At 35.3% G+C, this 1693-nt stretch carries 2 protein-coding genes; one reads left to right on the forward strand and one right to left on the reverse strand.

Going from position 1 to position 1693, the window contains the following annotated elements; translation table 11 throughout:
- Positions 1-2: 2 nt before the first annotated feature.
- Positions 3-638 carry a prepilin-type N-terminal cleavage/methylation domain-containing protein gene (locus KIV40_RS28375; RefSeq protein WP_285352554.1) on the reverse strand — a complete coding sequence of 212 codons (636 nt, stop codon included), beginning with the start codon at positions 636-638 and terminating at the stop codon, positions 3-5.
- 717 nt (positions 639-1355) lie between these two features.
- Between KIV40_RS28375 and KIV40_RS28380 the strand changes: the two genes are divergently transcribed.
- Positions 1356-1693: hypothetical protein (locus KIV40_RS28380; RefSeq protein ID WP_285352555.1), on the forward strand; the 338-nt coding region annotated here is incomplete at its 3' end.

Raw genomic sequence — 1693 nt, forward strand, 5'->3', positions numbered from 1 at the left:
GATTAATAAAACCCAACGACTAATATTGCGTTGTTGTTCGCAGCTGAAGCAGTACATGCATCACCAATATTACCTACCGTAAATTGAGTTCCAACCGTACCATTGCCTTCAACTCCGCCCGCTACAAACTCTGCTACTGTATCATTTATTGAGTTAAAAATGGCTATATCACCAGTAACAGCCACAGGAGCAACGCCTCCAGCACCACCAACTTCCGTTGCAATATACTCAAATGCTGTAGGGTCTAATGACGATAAGATATTATTACAGGACTCTTCAGTTAGCCCAGGGATTTTTATAACTGCGCCAGCATTTGCTCGCGTATTTGCTGTTGCGGAGTCAGCAAATAAGTCTGGACCAAATGGAGTCGCAATATCTTCAGCTTCTAATACTGGAGAATCACCGTCTAGATCCGCATAATCCCCCTGAGATTTGTACCCTTTCTGAATCTTTCCTTTCATAGTGTTGATTTTTGATACGATGTTCGATTCATCCATACCATTGAAAACGCTAGTTGACAATCCAACAATACCCGCTGTGATTAGACCAATAATACCAATCACAATCAGCATTTCTATCAATGCAATACCTTGATTTTTCTTCTTTGAGTTTTTAACTCGACCTTTATTCAGGTTCACTACTTTCTCCTTGAACTTATAATTGTCTTTTAATGGGGTTACAAACATTAGTAGCCCATTAGTTAATCTAACTTACAAATAAGTCATTAATACGAATTTTTATTACGTTAAATCCGTCACTACTCATAGACAATGAGAGCTAATCAACCATAAGAACGACAAGATTTACTAATTACAAAAATGCGATTAAAGACAAAGTCATACCGTTATTAATAACAATTTGGTAATTAATAACTGGACGATATTTACTTTATTACTAATGATATTTCAGATCAACCCCAAAGGGGTAGTTTATATTTAAAATATATATTTAGCTAATGCCAACCCGTGATTTGGTATAGCATACCAAGATGATTTGAGATATCTTTAAACATTCTAAAACTCTACCTAAATCTACTTAAATATCATTAAGGTCATTTCTCATACTAGTACTTTTCTATATGTATCTTTAACGGGCTTAGTGAGGTTATTTTTAGTTTATTAATATTACAAGCAAGGATTATATAAAATAGAGATCCGCAAATTGCAGTTTATAAAACAAACCTTAGAAACATTAAATTTAAATTAAAAAAGATACGAGTTTTTCATAAACAACAAATAGACCCAGCGTTAATTTTAATTAAAAAATATGACTATTAGGCACATAAACATATACAGCCCGGAATAATTGATCAGCTATTTATCAACAAGTTCACATTCATAAAAATAGGAGACACAATGAGAAGCATTACTTTCGCACGCACACCCATTCTGCCATTTTTAATTGGAATACCTATATCTTTCTCAACCAGTGCTGGAGTTCAAGGAGAATTTAAATCTGGCGGTTCAGGCGGTGGGGCAATGGATATCGAATACGTAAATAATTATCCTTATTCACGGTGTTCACAAGAAAATATACCATCCGAGGATTGTAAAGAATTTGGCTATGTTTTTGGCGAAGAACCCATCACGTTCAAGCAGTTTATCGACTTAGTGATGAACACCAGTGCGGAGCAATACCGTGCAGACATGGTTTCAGATAACTACAACGTACCAGATAACTTCCACTGGTTATT

It is taken from the genome of Vibrio sp. D173a (assembly GCF_030248475.1).